The sequence below is a fragment of the Pseudomonas sp. Root562 genome (genome assembly GCF_001427125.1).
GTDB lineage: Bacteria > Pseudomonadota > Gammaproteobacteria > Pseudomonadales > Pseudomonadaceae > Aquipseudomonas.
This window is the reverse complement of record NZ_LMGK01000003.1, coordinates 156,746-171,536: the sequence shown is the minus strand read 5'-3', so window position 1 is coordinate 171,536 and position 14,791 is coordinate 156,746. Positions and strand designations below refer to the sequence as shown.

14 protein-coding genes are annotated in these 14,791 nt (G+C 60.8%); 9 read left to right on the top strand and 5 right to left on the bottom strand.

The window, feature by feature from the left end:
• Positions 1-590: 590 nt before the first annotated feature.
• Positions 591-1,481 carry a LysR substrate-binding domain-containing protein gene (locus ASD60_RS04630; RefSeq protein WP_056852864.1) on the bottom strand — a complete coding sequence of 297 codons (891 nt, stop codon included), beginning with the start codon at positions 1,479-1,481 and terminating at the stop codon, positions 591-593.
• Positions 1,482-1,599: 118 nt separating this feature from the next.
• Between ASD60_RS04630 and ASD60_RS04625 the strand changes: the two genes are divergently transcribed.
• From ASD60_RS04625 to ASD60_RS28745, 6 genes are all read left to right on the top strand, one after another.
• A complete protein-coding gene (locus ASD60_RS04625; RefSeq protein WP_056852863.1) occupies positions 1,600-2,064 on the top strand; it encodes a (2Fe-2S)-binding protein in 465 nt (154 codons plus the stop codon).
• Positions 2,064-4,268: a xanthine dehydrogenase family protein molybdopterin-binding subunit gene (locus tag ASD60_RS04620; protein ID WP_056852862.1), complete on the top strand. Its 2,205-nt coding sequence runs from the start codon at positions 2,064-2,066 to the stop codon at positions 4,266-4,268. The genes ASD60_RS04625 and ASD60_RS04620 overlap by 1 nt, the downstream gene beginning before the upstream one ends.
• A gap of 5 nt (positions 4,269-4,273) precedes the next feature.
• Positions 4,274-5,167: a LysR substrate-binding domain-containing protein gene (locus ASD60_RS04615; RefSeq protein ID WP_056852861.1), complete on the top strand. Its 894-nt coding sequence runs from the start codon at positions 4,274-4,276 to the stop codon at positions 5,165-5,167.
• A gap of 215 nt (positions 5,168-5,382) precedes the next feature.
• Positions 5,383-6,882, top strand: a complete 1,500-nt coding sequence (locus ASD60_RS04610; protein ID WP_056852860.1) for a helix-turn-helix transcriptional regulator — start codon at positions 5,383-5,385, stop codon at positions 6,880-6,882.
• Positions 6,883-7,059: 177 nt separating this feature from the next.
• A complete protein-coding gene (locus ASD60_RS04605; protein ID WP_056852859.1) occupies positions 7,060-7,311 on the top strand; it encodes a DUF1652 domain-containing protein in 252 nt (83 codons plus the stop codon).
• 141 nt (positions 7,312-7,452) lie between these two features.
• Positions 7,453-7,677, top strand: a complete 225-nt coding sequence (locus ASD60_RS28745) for a hypothetical protein (protein ID WP_131107556.1) — start codon at positions 7,453-7,455, stop codon at positions 7,675-7,677.
• Positions 7,678-7,741: 64 nt separating this feature from the next.
• Here the strand turns inward: ASD60_RS28745 and ASD60_RS04600 are convergent, their stop codons facing one another.
• From ASD60_RS04600 to ASD60_RS04585, 4 genes are all read right to left on the bottom strand, one after another.
• Positions 7,742-8,509, bottom strand: a complete 768-nt coding sequence (locus ASD60_RS04600; protein WP_056852858.1) for an SDR family oxidoreductase — start codon at positions 8,507-8,509, stop codon at positions 7,742-7,744.
• A 129-nt stretch (positions 8,510-8,638) separates the two neighbouring features.
• Positions 8,639-9,706, bottom strand: a complete 1,068-nt coding sequence (locus tag ASD60_RS04595) for a phosphotransferase family protein (protein WP_056852857.1) — start codon at positions 9,704-9,706, stop codon at positions 8,639-8,641.
• A gap of 196 nt (positions 9,707-9,902) precedes the next feature.
• Positions 9,903-10,640, bottom strand: coding sequence for a TorF family putative porin (locus tag ASD60_RS04590; protein WP_056852856.1), 738 nt, complete (start codon positions 10,638-10,640; stop codon positions 9,903-9,905).
• Positions 10,641-10,751: 111 nt separating this feature from the next.
• Entirely contained in the window at positions 10,752-12,494 is a 1,743-nt protein-coding gene (locus ASD60_RS04585; RefSeq protein ID WP_056852855.1) for an amidohydrolase, read from the bottom strand.
• 103 nt (positions 12,495-12,597) lie between these two features.
• Between ASD60_RS04585 and ASD60_RS04580 the strand changes: the two genes are divergently transcribed.
• From ASD60_RS04580 to imuA, 3 genes are read left to right on the top strand one after another with little or no spacing between them, the layout of a single operon-like run.
• On the top strand, positions 12,598-13,515 hold the full coding sequence (locus ASD60_RS04580) for a LysR family transcriptional regulator (RefSeq protein ID WP_056852854.1): 918 nt from the start codon (positions 12,598-12,600) through the stop codon (positions 13,513-13,515).
• A gap of 38 nt (positions 13,516-13,553) precedes the next feature.
• Positions 13,554-14,171, top strand: coding sequence for a transcriptional repressor LexA (gene lexA, locus ASD60_RS04575; RefSeq protein WP_056852853.1), 618 nt, complete (start codon positions 13,554-13,556; stop codon positions 14,169-14,171).
• Complete coding sequence (gene imuA, locus ASD60_RS04570) at positions 14,171-14,788, top strand: translesion DNA synthesis-associated protein ImuA (protein ID WP_056852852.1); 618 nt, start codon at positions 14,171-14,173, stop codon at positions 14,786-14,788. The genes lexA and imuA overlap by 1 nt, the downstream gene beginning before the upstream one ends.
• The last annotated feature ends 3 nt before the right edge of the window (positions 14,789-14,791 follow it).

Genomic DNA, 14,791 nt, shown 5'->3' with positions numbered 1-14,791 from the left:
GGTGTCGGGTTCGTACAATATTAATTGGGCGGGGGTTTGATATGCGTTCGATATGGCTTTGTATCGACCCGGCGGGCCTCATCGCTGGCAAGCCAGCTCCCACAGGTTTTGTGGTGTGACAGAGATTGGATTTGCCAGCTGCCACAGGTTTTTTGGTGTGACAGAGATTGGATTTGCCAGCTGCCACAGGTTTTTTGGTGTGACAGAGATTGGATTGCCAGCTCCCACAGTTTTGAGGTGTGACAGAGATTGGATTGCCAGCTCCCACAGATTTTGTGGTGTGACAGAGATTGGATTTGCCAGCTCCCACAGCTTTTGTGGTGTGACAGAGATTGGATTGCCAGCTGCCACAGGTTTTGAGGTGTGACAGAGATTGGATTTGCCAGCTGCCACAGGTTTTGAGGTGTGACAGAGATTGGATTTGCCAGCTGCCACAGATTTTGTGGTGTGACAGAGATTGGATTTGCCAGCTGCCACAGATTTTGTGGTGTGACAGAGATTGGATTTGCCAGCTCCCACAGGTTTTGTGGTGTGACAGAGATTGGATTGCCAGCTCGGTCACTGTGGGAGCTGGCTTGCCAGCGATGGCGTCAGTGTTGTGTAAGCAAGGCCAGCTGCCTGACCGCCTCAACCACCGGCGCCACCCGCTCGGCCTGCCCACGCGGCCAGACCGCATACAGGTTGTAATGCGCCGCAATCTGCGCGTCGTTCAGCGCCACCAGCCGCCCGCTGCGCAACGCATCCGCGGCCAGCAGACCTCGCACCAGCCCGGCACCGACCCCGGCTTCGGCAGCGGCAATCAGGTTCGCCGCGTTATCAAAGACCACCCGCGCAGGAGGCTCCACGGGAGGCATGCCCGCCGCATCCAGCCATGGTATCCAGGAGCGCCGCGTGTAACCCAGCAAAGGCAATTCAAGGATCTGCGCCGGACTCAACGGCAACTGCAAACCATAGCGCTCCAGTAGCTCGGGCGAAGCCACCGCCATCACCCGATCACCGCAGATCTGCGTCATCTCGCAGTCTTCCCAATCGCCATAACCGTAACGCAAGGCGAGGTCGACGCGCTCGAACGCGCTGCGGTCCGAGCGTGGCATCGACAACAGCACCACCTCATGATCGGGCAACAGACCCAGCAATTGCGGCAAGCGCGGATTGAGCCAGCTCTGGGCCAGTTCACTGTCGACATCCAGGGTCAGCCGTTGGGTCACGCTGCGGTTTTTCACCGAAGACAGCGCCCGGTCGATCTGCGCCAATCCGTCGGACAACACACTGGCGAACAATTGCCCGGCATCGGTCAGGTTACTGCCGCCACCTTCGCGCACGAACAGCGGCTGGCCGATGAAGTCCTCAAGGGCGCGAATCTGCTGGCTGATGGCGCTGTGAGTCAGGTCGAGTTTGCGCGCCGCGCTGGAGAAACTGCCGCTGCGCGCCGCCTGGATGAATGCGCTCATGGACTGCACCGACGGGTATCGCTTGTACATGCTGTTAGTCCTACTTACACAGGATGGCAGAAATCGTCGCTGGCCCGGTTTTCACAAGGCTTCCAATAATCGATCACCAGGCCTGCACAAAGACGGGCCGCTCTCTTGGAGCCTGACAATGATCGAATTCACGGTAAACGGCGAACGACACGAGCTGGTAGAGACATCGCCCTCCATGCCCTTGTTATGGGTGTTGCGTGACCACTTGAAACTCACCGGCACCAAGTTCGGTTGCGGCATGGGCCTGTGCGGTGCCTGCACCGTGCACCTGGACGGTGTCGCGGTGCGATCCTGTCAGTTGCCGGTCGCCGCCGTGGCGGGCCACAGCATCACCACCATCGAAGGTCTGTCAGCGACACAAGAGCATCCGCTGCAACTGGCGTGGGTTGCCGAAGATGTCCCGCAATGCGGCTACTGTCAATCCGGGCAGATCATGTCCGCCGCCGCGCTGCTCAACACTGGCGCTGCGGTCACCGACGATTCGATTCGCAATGCCATGTCCGGCAATCTGTGCCGCTGCGGCACTTACGGACGCATCAACAAAGCGATCAAGCGCGCGGCGTCCGCGTCGAAGGAGGCGTGATGACGATCTCCCAAGTGAATCTCGCGCGGCGCGTGTTTCTCAAGCAAGCCGCGACCGCTACCGGCGGTCTGGCCATCGCGTTTTATCTGCCATCGAGCCTGGGCGCGACTGACCCCAAAGCCCCGACGCCGACGGGAACGTTCGAACCCAATGCCTGGGTGCGCATCCTGCCCGACGGCACGGTGAAACTGGTGGTGCACAAGCACGATTCCGGCACCGGAACGCACACGGCTCTGGCGGCTTGCGTGGCCGAGGAACTGGATGTCAACCCGATGACTGTGCAGGTGATCTCGCCCGAAGATCCGTTTTTCGACACCTACATTCATCCGGTCTGGAAAGTCTTCTCCACGGGCGGCAGTACCAGTGTGTCGCTGGAGTACGACCGCTTGCGCATGGCTGGCGCCACGGCCCGGGCGTTGCTGATCACGGCGGCAGCGAGGCAATGGAAAGTCAGCCCCGACAGTTGCAGCACCGTTGAAGGGCGCGTGGTGCATGGCGCGAGCCAGCGCAGTCTCGCTTACGCTGAACTGGTGGACGTTGCCGCCGAACTGCCGGCACCGGCCCAGGTCACGCTCAAGGATCCGGCGCAGTTTCGCTACATCGGCAAGCTTCGGCATAAGCGCGACGCCCAGGCCAAGGTTTGCGGGCGCTTCAAGTACAGCATCGATGTAGAGCTGCCGGACATGTTGGTCGCAGTCATCCAACGCACGCCGGTGATCGGTGCAAAGGTGTTGTCGGTGGATGCCGCCGCGACCTTGCAAGTGCCCGGTGTGCGCCAAGTGATTGCCGTCCCGGGGCGGCCTGACGTGCTCGGTGGCAACGTGGAAGGCGTCGCGGTGCTGGCCGACAACTACTGGGCGGCGCATCAGGGCCGGGCATTGCTCAAGGTGCAATGGAGCGAATCGCCATTGGCCGGTTTCGACAGCGACGAACTGGTCAAGGCCCAGTCCGCAGCGCTGGATGACAAAGGCGCGCAACGGGTCTCCGCCATGGCGGCGGGCGATGTAGGCGCGCAATGGCCGGTCGCGTTGAAGCTGCTCGAAGCCGATTACCGCATGCCGTACAAAGTGCAGAACCCGCTGGAGCCGATCTGCATCACAGCGCAGGTCAAGGACAATGCCATCACTTATTGGGGCGGGGTGCAGGTGCCGTCATCGGCGCTGGAGGCAGCGCAAAAGGTGTGCAGAATCGCCAAGGACAAGGTGATCATCAACGAAATGGTGTCCGGCGGCAGTTTTGGTGCGCGAGAAGCCAAGTATTGGTTGTTTGAGGTGGCTTATCTGGCGCAGCAGGCCAAAGTACCGGTGAAGCTGATGAACAGCCGCGAAGATGAAATGCGCTCGTTGTTCATGCATCCGGCGACGCTGCACCGCGTCAAGGGCGCACTCGATAAACAGGGGCGCCTGACCGCGTTGCAGCTCAACGCGGTGTCGCCGGCCTCGCCGGAACAATGGGAGCCGGGTTATTTCGAGCGTCCGGACAAAATGGATTACAGCACCACCGAAGCCATCACGGCCTGGGATTTCGCCTATCGTCCGGCCAATCTGGACCTGATCTGGGTCAAACATGAAAGCAATGTGCCCAGCGGTTGGTATCGCTCGGTGAGTTTCATCCCCAATGTGTTTGCCGTGGAAAGCTTCATGGATGAACTGGCCGATGGCGCCGGGCAAGACCCCTTGGCCTTTCGCCTGGCCCATATGCACGAGCGGCCACGGCATGTCGCCGTGCTGAAAAGCGCTGCCGAACGTGCCGGTTGGGGCCAGCCACTGCCGGAGGGGACGGCGCTCGGGATCGCTACCCATCAGGGCTACACCAGTTTCATCGCGGTGGTCGCGCGCCTGTCGAAAAAGGACGGCGCAATCAACGTCGACAAGCTCACGTGCGTGGTCGATTGCGGCTTGGCGGTGTCGCCCGGTGGTGTCGAAGAGCAGATTTATGGCGGCTTGATGTGGGGCCTCGGCCATGCACTGTTCGATCGACTGGACATCAAACGGGGCAGGGTGGTGCAGAGTAATTTCCATGATTATCGGGTGACGCGCATGTCGGACATGCCCGCGGTGGACATCCTGATCGTCGACGGCGAACCGGGCAAACCCGGTGGTGTCGGTGAGCTGGGCAGCCCGGCGGTGGCCCCGGCCATCGCCAATGCCTTGTTCAGTCTGACCGGGGTGCGTCAACGCTCGACACCGCTGAACCTGGGGTAAACGGCATGGACCTGCGCTTGCTGCGGTATTTCATGGCGCTGGCCGAAGAGTTGCACTTCGGTCGCGCCGCCACTCGGCTGCACATCTGCCAGCCACCACTGAGCCAACAGATTCGCTTGCTGGAAGAGGAGTTGGGCACGCCGTTGTTCGAGCGCAGCCATCACCGCGTTGAACTGACCGCCGCCGGGCAGATGCTCAAGGAACAGGCACCGCTGGTGTTCGAACAGCTCAACCGCGCACTGGACCTGACCCGCCAGACCGGCCGCGGCCAGTTGGGCGAGCTGGAAATCGGCATGATCAGCTCGGTGATGGTCGGTGTGCTGCCGCGGGCCTTGCATCTGTTTCGTGAGCGTTATCCGCAGGTCAACTGGCGATTGCACGAAATGACCCCGGCGGCGCAGGTCAAGGCGTTGAAGGAGAAGCGCATCGATGCCTGTGTGTTCCGGGTCGGCTATGACGATCCGCAGTTGCGCAACGAACTGCTGATCTACGAGCCGATCCGGGTTGTCATGCCAATCGATCATCCACTGGCGACGCGGGAAACCCTGGCGCCTGCGGATCTGGCCCTGGAGCCATTCGTGGCCCTGGAACTGAAGCAGTCGCGGTTCGCCGATTTTCTGTTCCAGTGCTGTCTCCAGTCCGGGTTTACCCCGCAGATCCGCCAGCAGGTGATCGAGGTGCAAACCTTGCTCAGCCTGGTGCGTGCCGGGTTCGGCGTGGCGTTGCTGCCGGCGTCCATTGAGCAACTGGCGCCGGCGGGCCTGGTGTTCCGACGCCTGACCCCGGCATTGCCGGAAGTCCCGCTGTACGCCACTTACCGCGCAGATGATGATTCGCCGGTGCTCAAGCTGTTTCTCGATACGTTGCGCGAGTTGGTGCTGCAAGATCGAACGGTTTAACCCAAACCTTTGTGGGGCTAATCTCTTCCGGATGTGCCTCAACCCCTGTGGGAGCCAGCCTGCTGGCGAAGAACGTCCGGACACTGCGATCATTCAGACAGGGCGCGTTATCGTTGAAGTCCATCGCCAGCAGGCTGGCTCCCACAGGTTCTTCGCACGATCAGATACACCTGCGGTCGTAGTCTTCACAGGGTCATTACACGTGTGGAGCCACAATGAGCCAGGACGTCCTCGCCACCGAAACCAATCGCCGCCAGTTGCAGCAGATCATCGCCGGCCTGTCTGACGGGGTCATCCTGCTCGACCCCGACCAGACTATTCTCTGGGCCAATGACGCCGCGCTGGCCATGCACGGCGTCGAACAGGTCAGCGATCTGGGAAACAACGCCAAGGCCTACGCCAAGCGATTCTCCCTGCGCTATCGCAACAATCATGAGGTGCCGGTCGACAGCTACCCGATCAACCGCGTTGCGCGGGGCGAGACGTTCAGCGATGTGCTGGTGGAAGTCAGCTCCACGGCGGACAAAGACGAGCGCTCGTGGGTCCACAAAGTACGCAGCATCGTTTTGGCCGATAGCCGAAACGAGCCGGAATCCCTGGTGTTGATCATGGACGACGTCACCGACTGGGCCAGCGCCGAGCAGCGTTTCGAAAAAACCTTCGCCGCCAACCCCGCGCCCGCTGTGATCTGTCGCCTCAGTGATTTGCGCTACATCAAGGTCAACCCCGGCTTCCTTGAAATGACCGATTTTGCCCGCGACCAGGTGATCGGCACGTCCACCTACGAGTTGGACGTACTCGAACAGGCCGAAAACAAGGAATTGGCCAAGCAGCGTTTGCTCGAAGGGACCACCATCCCGCAGATGCAGGCGGAATTGCGCATGGCTGACGGTACTGGCAAGCAGGTGATCGTTGCCGGCCAACCCCTGGAACTCAACGATGAGCCTTGCATGTTGTTTTCGTTCGTCGACATGGAGCCGCGGCACAAGGCTGAAGTCGCCTTGCGCCAGAGCGAGGAGCGTTTCGCCAAAGCCTTTCGCTTGTCCCCGGTGCCGATTCTGCTGTGCGGTGCGGGGGATCAGGTAGTGCTCGATGTCAACGAAGCGTTTCTCGACACCCTCGGTTACCCCAGCGAGGAGGTCCTGGGTGAGAGTATTGCGCACATTGATTTCTTCGATGACAAGAGCGCCCGTGCGCGGCTGTTCGCGGCACTGGAGAAAACCGGCAGGCTGGATCGCGTCGATGTTCGCGTGCGCAGCAAAGACAGCGGCCTGATTGATTGCGCAGTGTCAGCCGACACCGTGAACATTCAGGACAGCCCGTGCTACCTGCTGGTGCTGATGGACATCACCGAGCGCAAACGCACCGAGCTGGAACTGGTGTCGGCTATCGAAGAAGTGATGAAAGACGCTTCGTGGTTCAGCCGCACGCTGATTGAAAAGCTGGCCAACGTGAAGAGCGTCAACTCACCACGATTGCCCGACGTTTCCTTCACCGATCTGACCGCGCGCGAGCGTGATGTATTGGGCCTGATCTGCGAAGGCCTGGCCGACAAGGAAATCGCCGCACGCTTGAAACTGGCACCCAATACCGTACGTAATCACGTGGCGACGGTGTACTCCAAACTGGATGTTCACAGCCGCAGTGAAGCGATTGTCTGGGCACGCGAGCGTGGATTGTTTGCAGGCGCGGGGCGAAACAAGGGGCAACGTTAAGGTGCAAATGCACTAATGCACCGGGTGCAAATTAATGTGTTGGCTCGGTGTAGCGGCTTTTAGGCTGGTAGTGCAGGGCAGGCGTCTGCTGATCGCTTGTCTGTCCCCACGAAACCGCTAAAGGAACGGCCTCATGAACCTGCAATACCACGGAATATGCCGCCAGGGCCCACCGCAATGATTACGCTGGCCCAGTTGCGGACCCTGATCGAACAGAGTTTTTCACCGCTGGCCTGTGAGTGCAGCATCAGCGGCGACCATTCATTGACGGTCAAGCTCTACCATCCTCTTTCCGGGCAGGTGGACCTGGTGGTCAGTGGCTTGAACATGGCCACGTTGCAAACCGCCGAAGCCGCGGCAGCCCTGATTGAAGAATTGCGTTATGAATTGCAGAGCAACACCTTGCATCGCTCCGATTCGGTGATGTAAGAACTGCCAGGTTTTCATGGCCTTGCTCATGATTGGGCTATAAGTGATACGCGAGTACTTTTTTTTGTGACAGGTCCGTGGATTTTGCGCGCGGGTTTTGTTGTCACAAAAAGGTGTCGATCACTTATCGCGGGTCAACCTATGAAAAATCTTGGGAAACGCGTTTGTACACCTTTGTCGTTGGCATTTTGCGCAGCGATCCTCGGTGGTTGTGCCAGTCCGCCACCACCCCCACCTGTCACTCCACCCCCACCGCCTGAACGTACTTGCCAGACCCTGGATAAAACCGACGTCCTGGGCGATGTGCGTGACGAAAACGGCGAGGTGACCCGAGTCACCACGACCACCCGCTGCATCACCCAGTAAGCAGAAATACACAAACCCTGCAGGAGCAAGCTTTGCGCCTACAGGGATTTGTGTGGATCAGGGATCAGGACAGGAAACCGCCGTCCACGTTCAGCGAAACACCTGTGGTGTAGCTGGAGGCGTCGCTGGCCAGGTACAGCACCGCGCCGGCCATTTCGCTCGGGTCCGCCACGCGTTTCAAAGGGATCTGCTGCAACGCGGTGTTCAGGATCGCCTCGTTCTTGACCAGTGCCGAAGCGAACTTGGTATCGGTCAGACCTGGCAGCAGCGCGTTGCAGCGGATGCCGAACTGCGCACATTCCTTGGCGAAAACCTTGGTCATGTTGATGACCGCCGCTTTGGTCACCGAATAAATGCCCTGGAAGATCCCCGGCGAAACGCCGTTGATCGAGGCCACGTTGATGATGCTGCCGCCACCGTTTTCGCGCATCAGCTTGCCGGCTTCGACCGACATGAAGAAATAGCCGCGGATATTCACGTCGACGGTTTTCTGGAAGGCGCCGAGGTCGGTATCCAGTACGTTGCAGAATTGCGGGTTGGTGGCGGCGTTGTTGACCAGAATGTCCAGGCGACCAAACTGTTCCTTGATCCCGGCGAACACCTGGCTGATCTGTTCCATTTCGCCGATGTGGCAGGCGATGGCGGTGGCTTTTCCACCGGCGGCAATGATCGAGTCGGCCACGTGCTGGCAACCCTCGAGCTTGCGGCTCGAGACGATCACGTGGGCACCTTGCTGGGCCAGCAGTTTGGCGATGGCCTCACCGATGCCACGGCTGGCGCCGGAGACGAATGCGATCTTGCCGTCGAGGTCGAACAACTGAGTCTTGGACATGGTTTTTCCTTGTTATAGGCCTGATAGGTGTAGGTGCGGTTTGCTGGCGAAGAGCGATGACGCGGTATGACCGCTACACCGCAGTGTCTGATTCGCCGGCAAGCCTGGCTCCTGCGGGTCGTGTTGGTATCAGAGGCTGGATTTCTGGATGACCTGCAAGCTCATCTGCTCCAGCAGTTTGTTCATGTGAATGAACTGCGCGAAGCGCTTGTCCTGGGTCTGGCCATGGTAGAAGCGGTAGTAGATCTGCTGCACGATGCCGGCCAGGCGGAACAGGCCGTAGGTGTAGTAGAAATCGAAATTGTCGATCTGGATGCCGGATCGCTGGGCGTAGTAGTCGACGAACTCGCGGCGGGTCAGCATCCCCGGGGCGTGGCTCGGCTGGCGGCGCATCATCTGCACCGGCGCCGGGTCGTCGGCCTCGATCCAGTAGGCGAGGGTATTGCCCAGGTCCATCAAGGGATCGCCGAGGGTGGTCAGTTCCCAGTCGAGCACGCCGATGATCTGCATCGGATTGTTCGGGTCGAGGATGACGTTGTCGAAACGGTAGTCGTTGTGAACGATGCTGGACGTCGGGTGGTCGGCGGGCATCTTGTCGTTGAGCCAGGCCTTGACCACGTCCCACTGTGGGGCATCGGGGGTCAGGGCTTTTTCGTAGCGGTCGCTCCAGCCTTTGATCTGCCGTGCCACGTAACCTTCGGGCTTGCCGAGGTCACCCAGGCCGTAAGCGTTGTAGTCGACCTGGTGCAGTTCGACGAACTTGTCGATGAAACTCTTGCACAGGGCTTCGGTTTTCGCTGAATCGAGCCCCAGTTCCGCTGGCAGTTCCGAGCGCAGGATGATGCCGTTGACCCGTTCCATCACGTAGAACTCGGCACCGATCACCGATTCGTCGGTGCAATGCACGTAGGCTTTGGGGCAGTACGGAAAACCCTCGCGCAATTGATTGAGGATGCGAAATTCGCGGCCCATGTCATGGGCGGATTTGGCCTTGTGGCCGAACGGGGGCCGACGCAGGACAAACTCCTGTTCGGGGTATTCCAGCAAATAGGTAAGGTTCGACGCACCGCCCGGGAACTGGCTGATCTGCGGCAAGCCGCTCAGACCCGGAATGTGGGCCTTGAGGTATGGATCGATCAGGCTGGCATCGAGTTCTTCGCCGGTACGGATACGGGTGGACTGGTCAGTAAGCGCCATGCTTATCCCTTCTACTTATTTTGGAGGCCAGACATCATTGGCTAATCTAATGGTGCGCCTTGGGAGCCACAAGCGCGACACGGTCTTATAGGTTAGCGTGTTGCCGGATAATCAGTGATCCTGATGTGTAAGCAACCCTCATCCGATCAGCCCCCATCACACCCCGGAGCCTCCTTGCTCTCAGGCGAGTCGCGCGTCAGAACGACTTGCTGACGCTCGCCACGACAGTGGCGCTGCAAACGTCATCGAACCCCCAGTTGCTGGCGCACTGACTTTTCGACAGGTCGGTGTCGATGTAGCTCAGGCCCAGCATCACGCCGGCCAGTTCGTGGGCCAGCTTGACCTCCCACTCACGGTACGAATCTTCGGCTTCGCCCGAACGTGAGTAGAGATGCGGGTCCTTGAAGTCCATGTTGCCGTAACGCAGTTTCAGACCCACATCGTAGGGCAACTCGGTTTCGTAGCCGACATAGCTGTAGAGCGAGTTCTGCTCGCTGTCGATTCCCGGCGCATCGGCGGAGTAATAGGCTCCGAGCTTGACCCCGTAGACGCTGAGAATGCCGTAGGCCTCACTCTGGTTGAACTGGCTTTCTCTGGGATAGGTGTACTTCAGGTAGCCGACGTCCAGGCTCACTTCTTCAGTGGCTTGCCACAGCCAGCCGGCGTAATAGTCGACTTCCTGCCGGGTTTTCAGGCCACCGCCGAAATCGACGTTTGAACTCCATGCGCCGAGGTACAGGCCACTGCTGTGGGCCAGGGTGATGGCACCCTGAATGGCCGGGTCATTCTGGGTTTGCGAGATACCGCGGGTGCGGTAGTCGCTGGCCAGGGTCACGTCCAGCAGCAGGGCGAAGTCGTCATTCAAGGGGATGGCCTGGCTGCTCAAGGGCAGCAGGCTCAAGGAACCGAGGGCGAACAGGGTCAAGGCTTTCATAAGATGCATTCCGCTATTGTGATTGTTATGGGCAGATGTCGGGCAAGGCTGCGCCAGGCCCCCGGGTTGGAACACACCGGGGGCGGGCAGCGAAGTGGTTGCGGGTTTTTATCAGAGGGTCGCTGCGTAGACCTGACGGCCGGCGAACCAGGTTTGCAGCACTTGGGTGTCGTGCAGGGCTTTGTCATCGACGCTGAACACGTCGCGGTCAAGGACGATGAAGTCGGCCTGTTTGCCGGCGCTCAACGAACCGATGTTCTTGTCCAGGCCGATGGTGCGCGCAGCGTTGAGGGTATAGGCGTAGAACATGGTTTCGCGGTCGATACGTTCATCGGCGTTGAGCACGCCCAGCGGGCCGACCCGGGTCATCGCCTGAGCCATGGCGTTGAACGGGTTCGGCGACGACACCGGCCAGTCGCTGGCGCCGGAAATGATTGCGCCCTGTTTGAGCAGCGAGTGCGCCGGGTATTGGTAACGAAATGCCAGGGCGCTGACGTAAGGCTTGATCATGTCGGTGGTGTAGTCGTCGGCGGCGGCCCAGAGCAGTTGCATTGAGGCAATGACGTCGAGCGGCTTGAACCGGGCGAACTCCTTCGGGTTGACCATTTGCAGGTGAGTGACCGAGTGCGTCACGCCGCTTTGGCGGTCCTTGCGCGCTTGGGCGATCCCGTTCAGTGATTCACGCACGGCACGGTCACCGATGGCGTGGATGTGCACCAGCCAGCCGCGCTGGTCGATGGCACTGACCAGCTCGCCGAAATGCTTTGGATCGATCAGCAGCTCGCCCTGTTTGTGCGAGTTGCTGTAGGGATCGATCATCGCCGCGCTCTGCGCCGGGTACTCGATCACACCGTCGGCGAAGATCTTGACCCCGGGCAAGGTCAGGTTGGGGATGCCCTGAAATTGCTGGCGGACCTTGTCCAGCGTATCCAGATCGGCCGGCACGCTTTTCGAATTGGCCACCAGCAGCGCGGCAATGTGGGCGGTCATGGCGCCACTTTGCGCCAGTGCCTTGTACACCGGCAGCACACCGACGGTTTTTTCCGTCGGCTTGAGGGCGAAGATCGGCTCGCCGGGCGCGGCGTTGGCGGCAGGGTCCATCCACGCGGTAATGCCCAGGCTGTTGTTGTAGCTCACGGCGGTTTGCGCGGCCTTGAGCATGTCGGCGGCGCTCGGTGCCGGCATTTTCGAGGCCACCCGATCCCAGCCGGCATCTACCAGAAACCCGTTGGGCCTGCCGTCCTTGAGTTTGCCGATGGTGCCGTCTTCAGCTACCGGCAATGACTTGATCAGCGCGGCATCGACACCGGCGCGCTTGAGCATTACATCATTGGCCCAGGCCGTATGGTGGTCGCTGCCGGTAAACACCACCGGCACGTCGGCCCATTCGCCACTGTTGAACTTCTTGCCCAGCGTTTCCGACTGCGCCCAGTACGCCGAACTCATGCCGGCCACGCTCAGCACATCGCCGTGCCGCGCTTTTCCGTCGTCACGCCAGGCGCGCAGGCGTTTCTCCAGTTCGTCAAGGTCCACGACCTCGTCTTCCATGTTGGCCGAGACCATTTCCAGGCCACCGAAGATGGCATGGGAATGGGTGTCGATCAGGCCGGGCATCAGTGTTTTCCCGTCCAGGTCGATGACCTGTGTTCCAGACTCGATCAGCGCCTTGATCTGCGCATCGCTGCCCACTTGCAGCACTTTGCCGTCCTCGACCGCCAGCGCCTGGACCTTGGGCTGATTGCGGTCGGCGGTGAAAATCTTGCCATTGAATAACACCAGGTCAGTCGCTGCCATGGCTTCCAACGAGGCAAAACTCATGGCGGCCATCAATAGATTCGGGATGAATCTTTTCATTGAATGTTTCCTTGTTATTGCGTCTGATGGCCAGATTAGTGGCTTGCTGCGCTCGGCAGAACGCCTCACTCACGAAAAACGTTTTTGCCTGATTGGAAAAAATATGGACAAGCTCGGTGCACTGAAAATGTTTGTGGTCACGGCGCAACTGGGCAGTTTCAGCCGCGCCGCCGAGCAACTGGGCAAGACCCCGTCAGCCCTGACCAAAGCCGTCAATCACCTGGAAGCGGAGCTGGGTGCACGGTTGTTCGAGCGCAGCACCCGACGGATTTTGCTCACGGAGTCCGGGCGGCTCTACCTGGAGACTGCGCGTCAGGTGTTGCAGCGACTGGACGAGGCCGGCGAGGAAATCGAGCAGTTGCAGCATGGTTTGCGCGGCAGCCTGAAAATCACTGCACCGCTGGCCTATGGGCAGGCTTTTCTCGATCAGGTGTGCGGTGGTTTTCTTGAGCAATACCCGCAAATCAACCTGCAAGTGGACCTGTGCGACGAGTTCGTCAACCTGCTGGAGAGCGGCTACGACCTGGCGTTGCGCGAAGGGCATGACGACTTGCCGGGGTTGATTGCGCGGGTGGTCGGCAGCAATCGCCTGGCGCTGTGCGCCAGCCCGGAATATCTGGCACGCAAGGGGCTGGCGGTCACCCCGCAGACCCTTGATGACCACGAATGGTTGCTGTATCGCCATCCGTTGCTCAGCCGTGAATTCTGGTGGGCCGAGCGCGATGGCCAGCGCCTGAGCTTGCCACAACCGTTGGCACCGCGCCTGCGCAGCGACAATTACGACTTGCTGCTGGCCAATGCCCTGGCGGGGCGCGGTTTGCTGCACACACCCTTGTGGAGTGCCGCGCCGTACATCGCCGAAGGGCGACTGGTGCGGCTGATGGCCGACTACGACATCGACCCGGACAGCTTCGGCCCGCACATACTGGCGGTGTACCCGAGCCATCGGCGGGCGACGGCCAAAGTGCTGGCGTTCATCGATTACATCGCAGGGTTTCTGGCGTCCCGTGGGTTGAGCTGACTGGCGGTGCTTGTCAGGAAAATGGCAAAAGAGTACAAATGTACTCCATGACGACTCTGACTCCCCGCCGTACCGCCATCCTGACCTTTATCCGCGAGCGCATCGCCGAGCACGGTCAGTCCCCGAGCCTCGCTGAAATCAGCGAGGCGTTCGGCTTCGCCTCCCGCAGCGTGGCGCGCAAGCATGTGCTGGCGCTCACCGAAGCCGGGTTTATCGAGGTCAACCCGAATCAGGCCCGGGGCATTCGCCTGCTCGGGCAGCCACCGCGCCCCGAGTTGCTGGATATCCCGGTCCTCGGTCGCGTGGCGGCGGGTGCGCCGATCGGGGCCGATGCCGAAATCCATAGCCGCTTGCTGCTCGATCCTGCGATCTTTTCCCGGGTGCCGGACTACATGCTGCGGGTGCGCGGCGACTCGATGATCGAGGACGGCATTCTCGACGGCGACCTGGTGGGCGTGCACCGCAGCCCCGAGGCGGTCAACGGCCAGATCGTCGTGGCGCGCCTCGACGGCGAAGTCACCATCAAGCGCTTCGAACGGGTCGGCGACACGGTCCGGTTGCTGCCGCGCAATCCGGCCTATCAGCCGATCATCGTCGAAGCCGACCGGGACCTCGCCATCGAAGGCGTGTTCTGCGGCCTGGTGAGGCAAGGCTGATGGGCGCCGTCGTTGCGTTGGATACGCTGTTCAATGGCGGCCAGGTGTGGAAGGGCCGGCCTGCGCCGCCAGCCGTCAGCCCACAACCCACCGGGCATGCCGCGCTGGATGCGGCGCTGCCCACCGGTGGCTGGCCTGAGGCGGCGCTGACCGAAATCCTGCTGGCCGGGCAGGGCGTCGGTGAGTTGCAACTGGTGTGGCCGGCGCTGGCGCGATTGTCGGCGGCAGGCGAGCGCATCGTGCTGGTGGCACCGCCATACGTGCCATATCCGCAAGCCTGGCAGAGCGCCGGGGTCGATCTGCGCCAGTTGTCGATCATCCAGGCCAGTGAACGCGATGCGCTGTGGGCCGCGGAACAATGCCTGCGTTCGGGCAGTTGCGGTGCGGTGCTGTGCTGGCCGCACAAGGCGGATGATCGCGCCTTGCGTCGCTTGCAGGTGGCGGCGGAAACCGGCCAGACCCTGGCATTCGCCTACCGTTCGCTCAATGAAGCGGTCAACCCTTCGCCGGCGGCGCTGCGCATCGCCATCGATGCCAGACCGGCGCAATTGCGCGTGCTCAAGTGTCGGGGCGGGCTGGCCCGGTCGGCACCGATTGCCTTCGCCGTAGGGCATTGAGGT

What these genes read in the sequence shown, in the direction of transcription:
- ASD60_RS04630 (WP_056852864.1), bottom strand. Translation starts at nt 1,481, where the DNA reads ATGTACAAGCGATACCCGTCGGTGCAGTCCATGAGCGCATTCATCCAG.
- ASD60_RS04625 (WP_056852863.1), top strand. Translation starts at nt 1,600, where the DNA reads ATGATCGAATTCACGGTAAACGGCGAACGACACGAGCTGGTAGAGACA.
- ASD60_RS04620 (WP_056852862.1), top strand. Translation starts at nt 2,064, where the DNA reads ATGACGATCTCCCAAGTGAATCTCGCGCGGCGCGTGTTTCTCAAGCAA.
- ASD60_RS04615 (WP_056852861.1), top strand. Translation starts at nt 4,274, where the DNA reads ATGGACCTGCGCTTGCTGCGGTATTTCATGGCGCTGGCCGAAGAGTTG.
- ASD60_RS04610 (WP_056852860.1), top strand. Translation starts at nt 5,383, where the DNA reads ATGAGCCAGGACGTCCTCGCCACCGAAACCAATCGCCGCCAGTTGCAG.
- ASD60_RS04605 (WP_056852859.1), top strand. Translation starts at nt 7,060, where the DNA reads ATGATTACGCTGGCCCAGTTGCGGACCCTGATCGAACAGAGTTTTTCA.
- ASD60_RS28745 (WP_131107556.1), top strand. Translation starts at nt 7,453, where the DNA reads ATGAAAAATCTTGGGAAACGCGTTTGTACACCTTTGTCGTTGGCATTT.
- ASD60_RS04600 (WP_056852858.1), bottom strand. Translation starts at nt 8,509, where the DNA reads ATGTCCAAGACTCAGTTGTTCGACCTCGACGGCAAGATCGCATTCGTC.
- ASD60_RS04595 (WP_056852857.1), bottom strand. Translation starts at nt 9,706, where the DNA reads ATGGCGCTTACTGACCAGTCCACCCGTATCCGTACCGGCGAAGAACTC.
- ASD60_RS04590 (WP_056852856.1), bottom strand. Translation starts at nt 10,640, where the DNA reads ATGAAAGCCTTGACCCTGTTCGCCCTCGGTTCCTTGAGCCTGCTGCCC.
- ASD60_RS04585 (WP_056852855.1), bottom strand. Translation starts at nt 12,494, where the DNA reads ATGAAAAGATTCATCCCGAATCTATTGATGGCCGCCATGAGTTTTGCC.
- ASD60_RS04580 (WP_056852854.1), top strand. Translation starts at nt 12,598, where the DNA reads ATGGACAAGCTCGGTGCACTGAAAATGTTTGTGGTCACGGCGCAACTG.
- lexA (WP_056852853.1), top strand. Translation starts at nt 13,554, where the DNA reads ATGTACTCCATGACGACTCTGACTCCCCGCCGTACCGCCATCCTGACC.
- imuA (WP_056852852.1), top strand. Translation starts at nt 14,171, where the DNA reads ATGGGCGCCGTCGTTGCGTTGGATACGCTGTTCAATGGCGGCCAGGTG.